Origin of the sequence: Bacillus sp. NTK074B (assembly GCF_017303375.1) — a bacterium.
Taxonomy (GTDB): domain Bacteria; phylum Bacillota; class Bacilli; order Bacillales; family Bacillaceae_B; genus Rossellomorea.
In genome coordinates, this window is the sequence record NZ_JAFKOH010000005.1 from 172,708 (window position 1) to 187,184 (window position 14,477).

The following is a 14,477-nucleotide window of genomic DNA, read 5'->3' on the forward strand; positions in this document are numbered from 1 at the left end:
GTGCACCTTCCTTTTCTACTTCTCTCGTTTGAACATTTTGCCCATGTTTACATAGTATGCTATATCAACAGTAGCCCAATAAATCATTATAGAATCAATCTTATGGGTTATGCAAACGGGGAATGCTCTGATGAAAATAAAATGTTCATTTATTTCGCGTCTGAATAATAATGGTTATCATCATTTATATGTACCTGAAAAAATGATGGATCGCTTATCACTTAATCGCCACATGACGTTGAAATGCGGAAATTCCATGCTTGAAGTAACATGTTTGGAAACGAAAACCGATTCTTTACAAATTATGTTGGATACCGCCGATTCATTATTCGCAGCCTTACCTATGATTGAAAATATCTGGATAGTCATTGATGCAAGGAAAGCCTGCATTCACATGGGACCCGTTGTCGCCCTCTTAATCAATCAATCCATTCAATCACACTCTTTAAAAGAATATTTTACAGAGTGTCAGAGCTGGTTTCAACGAAAAGGTGGATTTTTCTACCTGCTCCCCCTTTCCTCATTCGTAGGAAAGGGTGCAGAAGGTTATATTCAAAGCGGGAATGAATGGGAAACTTCAAAGGTCCCTCTTCCCCATGTGATTTACAATCGATGTCATTCCAGGAAAATAGAGAGGTCCCCCTCCTTTCAAAGTGCTCTTACACGCTCTCTTGACCAGGACATTCAGTTGTTCAATTCCCGCTTTCTGGCAAAAGATGAAGTCTACAATGTGTTGAAGAACAGCCCTGTCCTATCTCCTCACTTACCTAATACCGAACGGGGCTTGAATTCACTGGAGGAAATGCTTACAAAGTACCAAGATGTATTCGTGAAAGGAATCCATGGGAGTAAGGGACGTTACATTATGCGTATCCGGAAAAAAGACTCTGGCTTTCACATGAGGCAAAATTCTTTTTCACCTGAAATGAAGCTCACCTTCCCAAATTACTCTTCTCTTCACAAACAACTCCACTCCTGGTGCAGAAGTGCGTACTTGGTTCAGGAAACGATTCCCTTTCTAACAGTCGATGAACAGCCGTTAGACTTCAGATTTCTATGTCACCAGAATGGAAACGGCAAATGGGATTTGATTTCTTCTGTAGCACGGATTGCCGCACGTGAACAATTCGTGGCAAATGTCGATCAGGGAGGCCGCATTGAGAAGCCGCACTTAGCCTTGCAACGCTTTTTTTCGTCTCAAAAAAGCAGGGAGATCCTGACGGAGATGAAGGAATTATGTATCGTTTCCTCAAGGCTTCTTTCAGATAGCGTCGAAGGGTATTTCGGAGAATTCGGAATCGATGTGGGCATAGATGAAAGCGGAAAGCCATGGTTGATTGAAATCAATTCAAAGCCTTCCAAGCGAACATACTTAGAGAATGGTCGAGTCCGTCCATCTGTTAAAGCTCTATATGAATATAGTTTCGCCAAATGGACTGAAGAAGGAGGATCCTTAAGATGAATCACTCACTGGGCATCATGACCCTTGTACCACAGGTAACAAACGAATATTTTCTTGAGATCGCCAACCATTCATTCTCCTATCCCATTGACCTTTATCTGTTATCCCCACAGGGAATATCTCCTTTAACCGAGACGGTGGAAGGCCATCATTTCGACAGGGTGAAGGGAAAATGGGAAAAGGACGTCTTTGATATTCCCGAGTTTATCTATGACCGGACGTACTATCAGCATGATTTAAGGTCCCGCCAGGCGAGAGCCGTCGTTCAATGGATGAAGAATCAAAAGCATATCCGGTTCCTTGGTTATGGATTGCCGAATAAATGGCATTTGTATGAAAAGCTAAGTCAAACCTCCCTCGCGCCTTATATTCCTGAAACCTTTTTAGTAAGCGATGGCCCGCAGTTATTTAATCTCCTGTCAGAACGTAAAGATATTATTATTAAACCTGTAGACGGTGCTCACGGATTCGCTGTTTACCATCTTTCAGCTGGTTCAGGGGAAATCAAAGTCCGAACGACTAAGAAACAAGGATTGATTGAACACTCTTTTGCGAGCGAAGAACTTTTTCTAAACTGGGCTGAACATATACTTAAACAGCACACCTTCATTTGTCAAACCAGACTTTTAAACCAGACAAAGGAAGGATCACCATTTGATATGCGTGTCCTCCTGAGTAAGGATGGAAACGGAGAATGGAGGGAATTTCAACGGGCGGTACGAGTTGGTGAAGCGAATGGAATTTTGACCAATATCAGCCGAGGTGCTTCTTACCTTTCCTGTAGTGATTGGAAGTCTACCCATGATTCTGATTCATGGGACTTTATCGAACAGGAGCTCATATCCATTTTAGAGCATATTCCCATTCATCTTGAAAAACATTTCTCTCCTTTGTTTGAAATTGGTGTGGATTTGATTATCGCGCAGGATCAGTCCTTATGGATCCTGGATATGAATTCTAAACCGGGTCATAAAGTAGTGAGCAGTCTTCAACCTGATAAGCTTTCAAATTTATACAAGGCACCTTTGGAATATTGTGCATTTCTATCTTCACAATCTCTTACATCCTTAAGACGAGGTGATTTCTAATGCTTCATACGTTCAAAGTCCAGCAATTTCAAGATGAGGAATGCATCCTCTACCTCCCTTCAGGCTTCAGGATCGACGAAGATAACTTGCCTCATACCGTGATACTTGGGACAAAAAGGGAATCCATCAAATGCAAACGTCATCCGAATGGTCGTCATGTAGTCGGGATCAGCACAGCTTTGGCAGATAACATACACCTTCCATCAAAGGTGGATTCGCTCTCCCTGTTCTGTAAGGACGGATGTGTGTATGCCGGGGTCCTGATAGGAATATTCACGGCTGGATTCACCAGCTTTCGGTTAAGTCCCATCGGTCAACGCTCACAGTTCTTCCAAAAGCTTCTATCCGTTCAATCTTCTTTAGGTGTCATCCCTTTTGTGTTTGGAGAAAAACATATTGACTGGGAAAATGGACTTATAAAAGGTTTTTTCCATTTTGGAGAAGGATGGCAAATTGAAAAAATTCCGTTTCCCAATGTGATCTATGACAGACTTCCTAACAGGAGAAGTGAAAAAAGGAAAACCTATCAGAGTCTGAAGGAGAGGTTGCAGAGAGAGTACGGGATCCCTTGGTATAATCCTGGATTTTTCAATAAGCTGGACCTTTTCGAGAGATTGGAAAATGACGAGAATGTTCAATACTATCTTCCGGAAACCCGGTCATTCCAAACACTTGAAGACATAGAGCGGATGCTAAGTGCCTATCATCATATCTATCTTAAACCGAAGAATGGAAGTCTCGGCAACGGAATTCATAAAATTACGTACAGCCCCTCTTCCGAGGAATATTATTGTCGTTTCAGGGATCAGGATCACAAAAACCGATTACTTAAGTTTGATAGCCTGGAGCGGCTGTCCAATACAGTTTTCAAAAAAAGGAACCTTGATACCTTTATCGTGCAACAGGGGATTTCTTTACTGAAAGAGAATGGCAGGCCGATTGATTTCAGGGTTCATACGAATAAAGACGAAGAAGGCAACTGGCAGGTCAGCGCAATGGCCGGGAAGGTTGCAGGATCAGGAAGTGTAACGACGCATGCCAATAATGGTGGCATAGTGAAAGTCCTTTCAGAGCTTTTCCCTGATGAAAGAGAAAGGCAGATCATTGAAGATGGATTAAAAGAAGCAGCTTTATTGTTGTCACATGCAATCGAGGAAAATCTGGAAGGATATATCGGAGAAATCGGATTCGATTTCGGCGTTGATGACAACCATCATATATGGATGTTCGAAGCAAATTCAAAGCCTGGCAGATGGATATTTTCACATCCTGAATTAAAGCGTCATGACTTATTAACAAGAAAGCTTGCCTTATCATTTGGGATCTTTCTTACTCAGCAAACGCTCCATCATCCTGAGGAAATGATTCAATGAATATCCTTTATGATCGATCAAAGAGGACTTTTTTTCACGAGGAGGAAGCCATTACGACTTATGGCTTTGCAAAAAATTCCTTTCTGCTGTCTTCTAAAGATTCTAATCAATGCTATACATTTGAAGTCTCAATCGGCAAAAATACTCAGACAGTTCCCTTAATCGGTATTGTCTCGAGTAAAGAAGGCAGAAGTAAATACAGGGGGAACTTTGAATTATTCAGATCCATTCAACAAGATGTGGAAAAATCCGGTGGGATCTGTTTTGTCTTTTCACCGCAGGATGTCTTCGGGGATACCATATGGGGGATTGTTTATCATCACTCTCTGAATAAATGGGTTAGATGCCTGTTTCCGGTTCCGAACGTCATTTATAACAGAGTCCCGTCACGGCATACAGAACAAAACCAGTCTTATGAAAAGCTTCTCTATTTCATCAAAAAGCATGACATTCCTTTCTTCAACCCCCACTTCTTTAATAAATGGGAAATATATGAGCTTCTCTCCAAAAATGAAGGGCTAAAATCGTATCTGCCCGAAACCAAACTAGTCAAGGACGAAGAAGCTTTTTCGCACTTTTTGACTACCCACAAAAAAGTGTATGTGAAACACTCCCTTGCTTCACAAGGAAAAGGGATCAGACTTATTGAAATCGATCAAGAGGGAAGGGTTCTTTGTAAAAGTGTAAAGAAAATGGAGAGATTTGCATCTCTTTCACGCCTGTATCAAACATATCGGGAATGGTTTAAAGATACTCTTTGGATCATGCAGGAAGCCATTCCTTGTAAAACGCACCATGATCATCGTTTTGATTTCCGCATATTAGTCCTCCATACTGGAGAAGCTTTCAGGTTGATCGGCATCGGTGTCCGCATGTCACAACGTCAGGAAGTCACTACTCATGTGCCTGCCGGGGGAAAGATCATTTCATTGAAAGATGTGGCAGATGCAGAAACAAAAAAAGAAATTTCCCGACTCGTTCATACTTGCGGAGAGGAGCTCGCCAAAACATTCGGCTTTGTCGGGGAATTTTCCATCGACTTGGCTCCAAGGGAACAGGGAGGTTTCGTTTTATTTGAAATCAATTCAAAGCCCATGAGTTTTGATGAAAAAGAGATCGAAACCAACAGGAGGAAGCAGCTTGTCCGGACGTTCTTCACGCTCAGCGCGAAAAACATGGAAGGTTGAATCATCGTGGAGAACACTAGGTTCAACCTTTTTTTTTACCGTAATGAGTTATAGATGGTTGAAAATCTGGTGGCATGTTCCTGTTCATCGGTCATAGCAATAAAGAGAGGCTTATATGCCTGCTGATTCGGAATCTCAAGGAGCATATCCCGGTAAAACCCTGCCCCTTCGAGTTCATCCTTCAGTGCACGGAGCACACCTTCTTTAAAGGTGGTAAATCCCACCTTTTCTTTCTTATGTTCATAATACTCCCCTGTTAATAAATAATGGAGGTATTGAAACATTTCATAATGCTCTTTTTCATCTCTTTGTGCATGTTCAATAAATTCAACATATAATGGGTTATTCGTACGCGCTTTTAACTCTTTATAGAAATAATAACCTGTCCATTCATCACTTATCGCCTTCTGCAAATCACGAATAAACGAATTCATTCTTCGTCCCTCCCCTGTCTCTTCAATAAATTCTATTAGAGGAGCCATCGAATTATGATACATTTCACGGTGTATCCTACACAGCAATCAATAAAACGTTTACAATAGGAATGGAGGTGAAGAACGATGATCCAACATTTTCAGTATCAGAACATGTTCGAGAATAAGCAGCTTCCCGGCTGGACATTTTCTTTTTACTTTAGCGGGACGAAATACACAGGGGCTTACCATAAGGACGGAAGAATCGAATGGACAGGACACATTCCTCCAGGTGAACATGAAGATACACTTAAGAAGCAGCTCCATGAACTGATGCTTTTCCATGTATATGAGTAATAAGTCTACATAGATTTTCATCTCTTCAAATGTATAACTTCAGCCTCCTTTCTAAAACTAAAGAAAGGAGGCTGATGATCATGAAAAAAGACAATAAGGACAATCAATTCCTTCCTGATACGAATTATGAAGGAAAAGAAAAAGCATTCCTCGATGTTGACCGCTTCATCAACGAAGGCATGTCCGGAGGTTCCGTCCATATGAGGGAAAACACCACCAATATCGAAGAAGCCATCGAAATCACAGACTACGAAGAACCACCGAAGTAGAAAAGCGGAAGGGGCTCGCCCTGAGGCGACAAGCATAAGGCGAACTAACCGGAAAGGCGCTTTTTGCCTTTTTGGTTAGTTTGACTTATGACCTCGAGCCTCAAGCCCCTGGAGCTGGACAAATAGAAAAGCGGAGGCGGCTTGGGCAGGCACGACAAGCATAAGACGAGCCAACCGGAAAGGCGCTCTTTGCCTTTTTGGTTGGCTTGGCTTATGACCTCGAGCCTTTAAGCCCCTGGAACTTTCTAAAAAAAGCTGCCCATCGGGAACTCATCCCTTAAAGCAGCTTTTTACCTTTATCGGCTTCTGACCAGCATATTGACAGCTTCTTGAATGGCATCTTCCGCTTTGATACCCTCTTCTTCAGATTCACGAATGCAGGCTTCCAGGTTTTTCGCAACAATAAGCCCGATTGTACGGTCAACGGCTGTGCGAACAGCGGATAATTGAGTCACAACATCTTTACAATGCTTTTCATCCTCCATCATTTTCAATACACCCCGTACTTGACCTTCAAGACGTTTCATTCGATTCGTAACTTCTTTCGTATATTCCATTCAGGACACCCCATAAGAATTTATTCATTCTACAATAGTATTAAATTAAGTATGTTTTTGCAATGTTCCACTCTTTGAATACAAGAAGTATTTCAGTACAATGTCATTATAACCTTTTTTACTATAATAATGAACAAAGAGGGATCACATGTTTACTCATTTACGTAAAAAATACCCCGGTATCATTATCCAACACCATTATCCTAATAACCTCGATTCCAATAAGATTTGGTTTACGAACGAACGAAAAGATGAATATGCAGGTATAGATAAATCAGACATTTCACAGGGGGAACTGGATTTATTATATTGTCTGTTCCAAGAGGTCAAAGTCCCGGCTGTCAGTGTGAATGATTCTTCTGATTCCATGGAGTGGTATAGCTATCTGCTGGAAAATGGATCGATGCCTTCCATTAAAGGCGATGAATATCGCGTTATTCAATTCAGAATGAAGGAAAGACAGAATCAATTCGAGCTGAAAGAAGCGTTTCAGCATTTATTACCTCACGGGACCATCCTTGTTTTTCATGCCGATCGAATGGGACTGATCATTGAAGAGAAGAGCGATTGGATATTGGACGAGGAGCAGGTGCTGTCGATATCCCATGTCATTGAAGCAGACTTCTTCGTCAGCCCTTCTTTTTATATTGGTCAATTTCATGAAATGAATGCTGAATTCCCTTCTTTCTTCGCCCATGAGCGGGAGCTGTTTTCATTTTCCAAAACCATTCAAAAACAGGAATGCATTCAAACATCTGTGACGGTCCTGCCTGAATTCGTCCTCCATCACCTTCCACAGGAATGGGAAGATCATCTGTTTAAAAAAGTCTTTGACACCTTTAGGGAGGACCCCGAATTGATCCATACCGTGAAGGTTTTCCTTGAAAATCAATCCAATATCAGCCAGACGGCCAAGAAATTGTTCATGCATCGAAATAGCGTCCAATACCGGATCGATAAATTCATTGAAAAAACAACTATAGATATTAAAAGCTTTCAAGGAGGGATTCTTGCCTACTTTGCCTGTTTAAGCTTCCAATCTGACAACCTGCCCAATAATGTTTAGACAACTTTGTGCAGGTTGACTATACCCTTTTGTATCCTCTTTCTCTACAATGAACACATAGATGAAAACGATTGCAAACCAGGGAGGAGAATATAAAATGGCTGAATTAAAACTTGAACATATCCACAAAATTTATGATAGTAAGGTAACAGCTGTAAATGATTTCAATCTGCACATTCAAGATAAAGAGTTTATCGTATTTGTAGGGCCATCAGGCTGTGGGAAATCTACTACCCTTCGTATGATTGCAGGACTTGAAGAAATTTCAAAAGGGGATTTCTCCATCGATGGTAAACGCGTAAATGACGTGGCACCAAAAGATCGCGATATCGCCATGGTTTTCCAGAACTATGCCCTCTACCCACATATGAGCGTATATGACAATATGGCGTTCGGTCTTAAATTACGTAAGTTCGATAAACAGGAAATTGATCGCCGAGTACAGGAAGCAGCTAAAATCCTCGGTCTTGAAGCGTTACTGGACCGTAAACCGAAAGCATTATCAGGGGGTCAGCGTCAGCGTGTGGCCCTTGGCCGTGCGATTGTACGTGATGCGAAAGTTTTCTTGATGGATGAGCCTTTATCCAATCTTGACGCAAAGCTTCGTGTACAGATGCGTGCGGAAATTGCGAAGCTTCACCAACGCCTTCAAACAACGACGATTTACGTAACACATGACCAGACAGAAGCGATGACAATGGCTACACGAATTGTTGTCATGAAAGATGGAGTCATCCAGCAAGTCGGATCTCCTAAAGAAGTATATGATAAACCGGAGAACGTTTTCGTTGGCGGTTTCATCGGTTCCCCTGCCATGAACTTCTTCCACGGTTCACTTGAAGATGGGAAGTTCGCTGTCGGTAAGACGAAAGTCTCTGTACCGGAAGGGAAAATGAAAGTGCTTCGCGAACAAGGACATGTAGGCAAGAGCATCATTCTAGGAGTACGACCTGAAGATATTCATGATGAACCGCTTTTCCTGGATACGGCTGAAGGGGCGAAAATCACTGCTAAAATCGAAGTATCTGAATTAACAGGTGCTGAAACGATGCTTTACTCTCAGCTTGAAGGACAAGAATTTGTCGCACGTGTTGACTCTCGTACGGATATTGTTGCAGGTCAAACGATTGATCTTGCCTTCGATATGAACAAAGCTCATTTCTTTGATTCAGAATCTGAGTCAAGAATCCGATAAATAGATAAGAAATGGCGCACCCCTAAGTAAGGGATGCGCCATTTTTATTAAAACTCCGTTAGATCTATACTTTTCCCCTCTTCTTCCCCACACCTGATGCATGTAAAGAGATGAAGACAGGTATCAGAACAGCTGCTATTCGGTATGCCATCGGCTAACTGTACATGCTGTATATCCATATACGCACTGTACTCATCATAAAAATCATAATATCTTCCCTGATCCATTGTAGAGTCCCCACACTTCTTGCAAAGCCCTCTATATTCAACGATCCCGTTACATAATGCGCAAGCTTTCATGCTGTGTCACCATACTTTCAATCTAATTCATTGTATAGTGTTATCCTTTTTACATTCACAATGTTTTATGTAGAAAACTTGCAGGGATTTAACAGGAATAAATTCCCTTTCGCTACCCTGCATATAATTCTTAGGAAAAACCATAATACCTAGTAACAAGGCAGTAACAAGCCTTCTCTAAACCTCACTGGGTTACGCCATATATAGATGGTCGCTCATGGAATAGCGGGCTGGTGCAACTCCAGCTGACCCAACCAAAAAAAATCTTACACATTTTAAGGAGATGACAGATTATGCAACAGCAACAATCTCGCAGCAATTCATCTAACCAATTAGTAGCTCCAGGAGCTCAACAAGCAATCGACCAAATGAAGTACGAAATCGCTTCTGAATTTGGCGTACAATTAGGACCAGATGCAACAGCTCGCGCTAACGGTTCTGTAGGTGGAGAAATCACAAAACGCCTAGTTCAAATGGCTGAACAACAAATCGGTGGCGGGTACCAAAAATAATTAGCAATTTCATATGAATGGATTAAGCCCCCGGTCATCTTTCCGGGGGCTTTCATGTTGTCTGGCAATGAACCGCCTCTACTATGGATCAGTTCATACAGTCACTTATTATTGACCATGTCAGCAGGATTGATCCATTTATCATATTGTTCTTCCGTGAGGTAACCTGATTCAATGGCTGCTTCTTTTAAAGTGGACCCATTTAAGTGGGCCTTTTTTGCAATCTCGGCCGCCTTCTCATATCCGATGTGTGGATTTAAGGCCGTCACAAGCATCAATGATCGTTGTACAAAGTCTTCAATCACCTCGGTATTAGCCTCCAACCCCTTCACACATTTATCATGAAAGGATTTTATGCCATCGGTGAGAAGGCGCACCGATTGAAGCATATTATAGATGATGACCGGTTTAAAGACATTCAGTTCAAAGTTTCCTTGGCTGGCAGCAAATCCAATCGCAGCATCATTACCGAAGACTTGCGTAGCGACCATCGTCACGGCCTCACTCTGTGTAGGATTCACTTTTCCAGGCATGATGGAACTTCCCGGTTCATTAGCGGGGATCGAGAGTTCTCCAATACCGCTCCGGGGACCACTTGAAAGCCACCTGACATCGTTGGCCACTTTCATCAAATCAGCCGCCAACGCCTTCACTGCACCATGCACGTACACGATTTCATCATGAGATGTCAGAGCGTGAAACTTATTATCAGAGGAAACGAACTTAATCCCCGTCTGTACTTCCAATTGTTTTGCAACCTTATCACCGAATGTAGGGTCTGCATTGATACCTGTTCCTACAGCTGTCCCCCCGATGGCCAAGTTGACTAAACGCTGTACACCTTCTCTAGTCATACTATAGGATTTTTCCATCATGGAGCGCCATCCGCTGATTTCCTGACCCAGTGTCAATGGAGTGGCATCCTGGAGATGCGTACGTCCGATCTTTATAATGTCCTTAAATTGATGTTCTTTATCTTTCAATGTTGCGATGAATTCCTGAAGTACAGGGAACAGCTTTGACTCGATTTCCTGAAATGCCGCAATGTGCATGGCAGTCGGAAACGTATCATTGGAGCTTTGGGACATATTTACATCATCATTAGGGTGGACTTTCCCAACTGCTCCATTATCAGCAAGTATTTCGTTTGCACGATAGGCAACCACTTCATTGACGTTCATATTGGATTGAGTACCACTCCCCGTTTGCCAAACAACCAGTGGGAAATGTGCGTCCCACTTCCCTTCAAGAATTTCATCACAAGCTTGACCAATTGCCTTCATTTTGTCTTGTGACAGCTTTCCGAGTGAATGATTGACGACTGCAGCCGCTTTCTTCAGCTCTGCAAAGGCATATGTAACCTCGATGGGCATCTTCTCTGTACCAATTTGGAAGTTTTCCTTACTCCGCTGAGTCTGTGCACCCCAATATTTTTCCTTTGGCACTTTCATTTCTCCTATTGTGTCACGCTCTATACGATATTCCACGCTCATTCCTCCCTAAAAAATTTCATCTACTTCCATATTTCCACTAAATCGTTTCATCTAACCTTTTTCTGAAAAGTTTATTAGGGACTTCTCGATTTATTCAAAAAAAAGATGAATGGGTACAAGCCCCATCCATCTCTTACATCACTATTGTATTAAGTTTAAAAATTGTTTCGTACGTTCATTCTTCGGGTTCTCGAATACCTGTTCAGGAGAACCTTCTTCCACAATGTATCCGCCATCCATGAAGATCACTTTATCGGCAGCTTCTTTCGCGAATCTCATTTCGTGAGTGACAACCACCATGGTCATACCTTCTTCGGCAAGATCTTTCATTACTTTGAGAACCTCTCCCACAAGTTCTGGATCCAGTGCAGAAGTCGGCTCGTCGAAGAGCATTACTTCCGGCTCGATGGCAAGGGCTCTTGCAATCCCTACCCTTTGCTGTTGACCACCGGAAAGTTGGAATGGATAATAATCGATTTTGTCACCAAGACCTACTTTTTCAAGCAGCTTGACGGCCTTTTCGCGCATCTCGGATTTTTTCCGTTTCTGAACTACAGTCGGTCCTTCCATAACGTTTTCGAGTGCAGTCATGTGAGGGAACAAATTATAGTTCTGGAATACCATCCCTGTTTTTCTTCTTAAATTGATAAGCTCCTGCTTGGACACCTTCTGATTAAAATCAGCGGTGGCACCGCCTATCGAAACGGTACCGTCATTAGGGATTTCTAGGGCATTCAAGCAACGGAGAAACGTTGTCTTTCCGGAACCTGAAGGACCGATCAGGACGATGACCTGTCCTTTTTCGACCTCTACATTCATTCCTTTTAATACTTCTAACTGATCAAATCGTTTTGTAAATCCTTTAATGGAAATCATGTTCAATCTCCTTTTATATTACTTGGCAATGTACCGGTCCAGTCGGTTCTCTACACGACCTTGTATGATGGATAAAATAAAGCAGATGACCCAGTAAAGCAGTGCCGCTTCCATGTACATAAGTAAAAACTCATAGTTGGTCGCCGCTATTTCCTGTGCCTTCCTGAACATTTCCGTCACAAGAATCAAGGACGCAAGTGACGTATCTTTCACCAGACTGATGAAAGAATTTGATAAAGGTGGTATGGATACCCGAGTTGCCTGCGGCAGGATAATTCTCTTTAAGGCTTGAGAATACGTCATACCGATGGAATAGCCAGCTTCCCATTGACCTTTAGGGATCGATTGAATCGCGGCACGGACGATTTCAGACGAATAGGCACCTTTATTTAATGTGAAAGCGATGATGGCAGAAGGGAATGGATCGAACTTGATTCCCAGGGTGGGTAACCCATAGAATATGATAAATAACTGAACGAGTAAAGGTGTTCCTCTTATGGCAGATACATAAAACCTTGCAATCCCCCGTAAAATCGACACATTTGACAAACGGGCAAGAGCAGTCAGAACAGCCAGAATCATACCTAAAGCAAATGAAATGAGCGTTAGAGGGATAGAATAATACAAAGCCCCCTCTAACAACGGAAGCAGGGAGCTTTGTAAAATATCAATCATTGCTTGAGGATCCTGGTAAATGCTACTTAGGAGATACATCTTCTCCGAACCACTTATCAGAGATTTCTTTGTACGTACCGTCTTCCATCATTTCCTCTAACGCTTTATTCACTTCTTCTACCAGCTTATCATTGCCTTTACGGAACATCAGACCACTTTGACCTGCATCTTCAGCTTCTGCGACAATTTTCACATTGGCATTGGGCTGTTTCTTCAGGTAATCAAGGATGGATATCTTATCGTTCACTGTTACATCCACTCTTCCTTGCTCAAGAAGTTGGATGGCCTGGGACAATCCCTCCACACCCTGGATTTTGGCACCATTTTTCTCAGCGATATCGCGATAGTTACTAGTCAATGATTGGGCAGAAGTTAACCCCTTAATGTCTTCAAATGATGAAACATCTTTATTGTCTTTCGATACGACGACTACTGCACTTGATTCAATATATGGTTTTGAGAAATCATATTTCTTCTCACGGTCTTCTCTGATTCCTACCTGGTTTGCGATCATATCAAAGCGTTTGGAGTTCAAACCTTCAAACATCGCATCCCATTGTGTTTCCTGGAATTTCGCTTCTACTCCAAGGCGCTTCGCTACCTCACGAGCAATTTCCACGTCAAAACCTGTCAGCTTACCAGCTTCGTCATGGAATGTGAATGGTGGATATGTACCTTCCGTCCCGACGAGTAATTCGCCATCTTCCTTCACTTTATCGTAAAGGGATGTTTTTTCAGAGTCTCCATTCGACTCTTCTTTATCTTTAGATTGTCCACACGCTGCTAATACCATGGATAAGGCAATCAGCATAAGGATGGATAATTTCCATTTTTTCATTGCAAAACCCCCACTATTCTTATCGGATTTAAATTTGTTACGATTGTCATCATAAATCGTTACAGGAAATAAGTCAATATAAAAGTTTCATTTCGAGATTTTTTCATCTTGTTTTTTCTAGTATGTAACTCTGAATCCACTATCATGTAAAATTTCTCAATATGAGATACACTATCTTCTATAAGGAAACGGGAGGTCATGATGATGAAAATTGCTTTATTCGGGAGTACGGGCCGGGTTGGTTCTGTAGTCCTTCAACAAGCATTAGCAGGGTATGAGGTAAATCGATTAGTTCGGAGAAACAGTGTCCAACACGGCGGTAGGGGCAAGGAAATTGTAGGGGATGTACTGAACGAAGAAAACGTGATGAGGACCGTCGAAGGAACTGATGTGATGATCAGCTGCCTGAATACAGATAAAAATGATGTCCTGTCAAAAAGTATGCCGATATTATTAAAAGCCATGAGGTATCACGGATTGAAGCGGATCATCACCTGTGGTACAGCAGGTATCCTCCAGGCTCGGGAGGATTCGGTCCTCTACCGCTTTCAATCAGATGAATCAAAAAGGCGGAGCACAGTTGCCGCAGAGGACCACCTGAGAGCATTTTTAATGCTGCAGGCATCAGAGATGGATTGGACGGTCGTTTGTCCCACCTATTTACCCGATGGGGAGCGACTGGGGAATTACAGGGCGGAAAAGGATGTTCTCCCTGAAGGAGGCAAGAGCATTTCCATGTACGATACAGGGGATTTCATCTTTAAACAAATTGAGGACGACTCCTATATCAGGAGCCGGGTAGGGATATGTTATTAAT

The 14,477-nt window shown here is 42.2% G+C and carries 17 protein-coding genes; 10 read left to right on the forward strand and 7 right to left on the reverse strand.

The window, feature by feature from the left end:
* Nucleotides 1-130: 130 nt before the first annotated feature.
* From JI667_RS10485 to JI667_RS10500, 4 genes are read left to right on the forward strand one after another with little or no spacing between them, the layout of a single operon-like run.
* Nucleotides 131-1,462, forward strand: a complete 1,332-nt coding sequence (locus tag JI667_RS10485; RefSeq protein ID WP_206852814.1) for a YheC/YheD family protein — start codon at nucleotides 131-133, stop codon at nucleotides 1,460-1,462.
* Entirely contained in the window at nucleotides 1,459-2,550 is a 1,092-nt protein-coding gene (locus JI667_RS10490) for a YheC/YheD family protein (protein ID WP_206852816.1), read from the forward strand. Before JI667_RS10485 ends, JI667_RS10490 begins: the two co-directional genes overlap by 4 nt.
* A complete protein-coding gene (locus tag JI667_RS10495) occupies nucleotides 2,550-3,923 on the forward strand; it encodes a YheC/YheD family protein (protein WP_206852818.1) in 1,374 nt (457 codons plus the stop codon). The genes JI667_RS10490 and JI667_RS10495 overlap by 1 nt, the downstream gene beginning before the upstream one ends.
* Entirely contained in the window at nucleotides 3,920-5,110 is a 1,191-nt protein-coding gene (locus tag JI667_RS10500; RefSeq protein ID WP_206852820.1) for a YheC/YheD family protein, read from the forward strand. Before JI667_RS10495 ends, JI667_RS10500 begins: the two co-directional genes overlap by 4 nt.
* Nucleotides 5,111-5,145: 35 nt before the next feature.
* Here the strand turns inward: JI667_RS10500 and JI667_RS10505 are convergent, their stop codons facing one another.
* Nucleotides 5,146-5,544 (reverse strand): ferritin family protein, encoded by a 399-nt coding sequence (locus tag JI667_RS10505; protein WP_206852822.1) that lies wholly within the window; start codon nucleotides 5,542-5,544, stop codon nucleotides 5,146-5,148.
* A gap of 126 nt (nucleotides 5,545-5,670) precedes the next feature.
* Between JI667_RS10505 and JI667_RS10510 the strand changes: the two genes are divergently transcribed.
* Both JI667_RS10510 and JI667_RS10515 read left to right on the forward strand, forming a co-directional pair.
* Nucleotides 5,671-5,880 carry a YheE family protein gene (locus JI667_RS10510; protein WP_206852824.1) on the forward strand — a complete coding sequence of 70 codons (210 nt, stop codon included), beginning with the start codon at nucleotides 5,671-5,673 and terminating at the stop codon, nucleotides 5,878-5,880.
* A gap of 80 nt (nucleotides 5,881-5,960) precedes the next feature.
* The gene (locus JI667_RS10515) at nucleotides 5,961-6,149 is read left to right on the forward strand and encodes a hypothetical protein (RefSeq protein WP_206852825.1); all 189 of its coding nucleotides are present in this window, start codon (nucleotides 5,961-5,963) and stop codon (nucleotides 6,147-6,149) included.
* Between the two features lie 296 nt (nucleotides 6,150-6,445).
* Here JI667_RS10515 and JI667_RS10520 read toward each other — a convergent pair whose 3' ends face one another.
* A complete protein-coding gene (locus JI667_RS10520; RefSeq protein ID WP_206852827.1) occupies nucleotides 6,446-6,706 on the reverse strand; it encodes a metal-sensitive transcriptional regulator in 261 nt (86 codons plus the stop codon).
* 148 nt (nucleotides 6,707-6,854) lie between these two features.
* Between JI667_RS10520 and JI667_RS10525 the strand changes: the two genes are divergently transcribed.
* Together JI667_RS10525 and JI667_RS10530 are read left to right on the forward strand one after the other, a co-directional pair.
* Nucleotides 6,855-7,772: a PucR family transcriptional regulator gene (locus tag JI667_RS10525; protein ID WP_206852829.1), complete on the forward strand. Its 918-nt coding sequence runs from the start codon at nucleotides 6,855-6,857 to the stop codon at nucleotides 7,770-7,772.
* A 97-nt stretch (nucleotides 7,773-7,869) separates the two neighbouring features.
* On the forward strand, nucleotides 7,870-8,967 hold the full coding sequence (locus JI667_RS10530; RefSeq protein ID WP_206852831.1) for an ABC transporter ATP-binding protein: 1,098 nt from the start codon (nucleotides 7,870-7,872) through the stop codon (nucleotides 8,965-8,967).
* Nucleotides 8,968-9,014: 47 nt separating this feature from the next.
* Here the strand turns inward: JI667_RS10530 and JI667_RS10535 are convergent, their stop codons facing one another.
* Nucleotides 9,015-9,194 carry a hypothetical protein gene (locus JI667_RS10535; RefSeq protein WP_206852833.1) on the reverse strand — a complete coding sequence of 60 codons (180 nt, stop codon included), beginning with the start codon at nucleotides 9,192-9,194 and terminating at the stop codon, nucleotides 9,015-9,017.
* A 365-nt stretch (nucleotides 9,195-9,559) separates the two neighbouring features.
* On the opposite strand from JI667_RS10535, the gene JI667_RS10540 reads away from it, so the two are divergent.
* Complete coding sequence (locus tag JI667_RS10540; RefSeq protein ID WP_034763234.1) at nucleotides 9,560-9,778, forward strand: alpha/beta-type small acid-soluble spore protein; 219 nt, start codon at nucleotides 9,560-9,562, stop codon at nucleotides 9,776-9,778.
* A gap of 101 nt (nucleotides 9,779-9,879) precedes the next feature.
* On the opposite strand, the gene fumC is transcribed toward JI667_RS10540, so the two are convergent.
* The 4 genes from fumC to JI667_RS10560 all read right to left on the reverse strand — a co-directional run bounded on the left by fumC (nucleotide 9,880) and on the right by JI667_RS10560 (nucleotide 13,660).
* A complete protein-coding gene (gene fumC / locus JI667_RS10545) occupies nucleotides 9,880-11,265 on the reverse strand; it encodes a class II fumarate hydratase (protein ID WP_206852841.1) in 1,386 nt (461 codons plus the stop codon).
* 147 nt (nucleotides 11,266-11,412) lie between these two features.
* Nucleotides 11,413-12,147, reverse strand: a complete 735-nt coding sequence (locus JI667_RS10550; RefSeq protein ID WP_206852842.1) for an amino acid ABC transporter ATP-binding protein — start codon at nucleotides 12,145-12,147, stop codon at nucleotides 11,413-11,415.
* 18 nt (nucleotides 12,148-12,165) lie between these two features.
* Nucleotides 12,166-12,861, reverse strand: a complete 696-nt coding sequence (locus JI667_RS10555; RefSeq protein ID WP_206852843.1) for an amino acid ABC transporter permease — start codon at nucleotides 12,859-12,861, stop codon at nucleotides 12,166-12,168.
* Nucleotides 12,845-13,660 carry an amino acid ABC transporter substrate-binding protein gene (locus JI667_RS10560; protein WP_206852845.1) on the reverse strand — a complete coding sequence of 272 codons (816 nt, stop codon included), beginning with the start codon at nucleotides 13,658-13,660 and terminating at the stop codon, nucleotides 12,845-12,847. Before JI667_RS10560 ends, JI667_RS10555 begins: the two co-directional genes overlap by 17 nt.
* Before the next feature lie 204 nt (nucleotides 13,661-13,864).
* Here JI667_RS10560 and JI667_RS10565 point away from each other — a divergent pair, with 204 nt between their 5' ends.
* A complete protein-coding gene (locus JI667_RS10565; protein ID WP_206853082.1) occupies nucleotides 13,865-14,476 on the forward strand; it encodes an NAD(P)-dependent oxidoreductase in 612 nt (203 codons plus the stop codon).
* The last annotated feature ends 1 nt before the right edge of the window (nucleotide 14,477 follow it).

Bases quoted from the DNA above. Each gene is read 5' to 3' on its own strand.
- JI667_RS10550 (WP_206852842.1), bottom strand. From the start codon at position 12,147: ATGATTTCCATTAAAGGATTTACAAAACGATTTGATCAGTTAGAAGTA.
- JI667_RS10520 (WP_206852827.1), bottom strand. From the start codon at position 6,706: ATGGAATATACGAAAGAAGTTACGAATCGAATGAAACGTCTTGAAGGT.
- JI667_RS10555 (WP_206852843.1), bottom strand. From the start codon at position 12,861: ATGTATCTCCTAAGTAGCATTTACCAGGATCCTCAAGCAATGATTGAT.
- JI667_RS10485 (WP_206852814.1), top strand. From the start codon at position 131: ATGAAAATAAAATGTTCATTTATTTCGCGTCTGAATAATAATGGTTAT.
- JI667_RS10565 (WP_206853082.1), top strand. From the start codon at position 13,865: ATGAAAATTGCTTTATTCGGGAGTACGGGCCGGGTTGGTTCTGTAGTC.
- JI667_RS10505 (WP_206852822.1), bottom strand. From the start codon at position 5,544: ATGAATTCGTTTATTCGTGATTTGCAGAAGGCGATAAGTGATGAATGG.
- JI667_RS10500 (WP_206852820.1), top strand. From the start codon at position 3,920: ATGAATATCCTTTATGATCGATCAAAGAGGACTTTTTTTCACGAGGAG.
- JI667_RS10540 (WP_034763234.1), top strand. From the start codon at position 9,560: ATGCAACAGCAACAATCTCGCAGCAATTCATCTAACCAATTAGTAGCT.
- JI667_RS10495 (WP_206852818.1), top strand. From the start codon at position 2,550: ATGCTTCATACGTTCAAAGTCCAGCAATTTCAAGATGAGGAATGCATC.
- JI667_RS10525 (WP_206852829.1), top strand. From the start codon at position 6,855: ATGTTTACTCATTTACGTAAAAAATACCCCGGTATCATTATCCAACAC.
- JI667_RS10535 (WP_206852833.1), bottom strand. From the start codon at position 9,194: ATGGATCAGGGAAGATATTATGATTTTTATGATGAGTACAGTGCGTAT.
- JI667_RS10515 (WP_206852825.1), top strand. From the start codon at position 5,961: ATGAAAAAAGACAATAAGGACAATCAATTCCTTCCTGATACGAATTAT.
- JI667_RS10510 (WP_206852824.1), top strand. From the start codon at position 5,671: ATGATCCAACATTTTCAGTATCAGAACATGTTCGAGAATAAGCAGCTT.
- JI667_RS10490 (WP_206852816.1), top strand. From the start codon at position 1,459: ATGAATCACTCACTGGGCATCATGACCCTTGTACCACAGGTAACAAAC.
- JI667_RS10560 (WP_206852845.1), bottom strand. From the start codon at position 13,660: ATGAAAAAATGGAAATTATCCATCCTTATGCTGATTGCCTTATCCATG.
- JI667_RS10530 (WP_206852831.1), top strand. From the start codon at position 7,870: ATGGCTGAATTAAAACTTGAACATATCCACAAAATTTATGATAGTAAG.